This window comes from Nocardia sp. NRRL S-836, from assembly GCF_001279525.1.
Lineage (GTDB): Bacteria > Actinomycetota > Actinomycetes > Mycobacteriales > Pseudonocardiaceae > Lentzea.
Genome location: NZ_LGDY01000081.1, coordinates 1 through 227 on the forward strand (window position 1 = coordinate 1; position 227 = coordinate 227).

Below are 227 nucleotides of genomic sequence, written 5' to 3' on the forward strand. Positions count from 1 at the left end.
GCAGTACCATCGGCGCAGAAGGGCTTAACTACCGGGTTCGGAATGGGACCGGGTGTTTCCCCAACGCTATAACCACCGAAACACTATGAAATTACAACCAGCAACCCCGCAAAGGGTCGCGATCGGTTCTGGTTGTTCTTCCAGAACCGCACAGTGGATGCGTAGCGTCTTCGTAACAAGTCCTCGGCCTATTAGTACCAGTCAGCTCCAACCGTTACCGATCTTCC

1 rRNA gene is annotated in these 227 nt (G+C 53.7%); it reads right to left on the reverse strand.

What is annotated here, in order from left to right:
• Positions 1–80 (reverse strand): 5S ribosomal RNA (gene rrf, locus ADL03_RS09435); the annotation flags it as partial.
• Positions 81–227 lie beyond the last annotated feature (147 nt).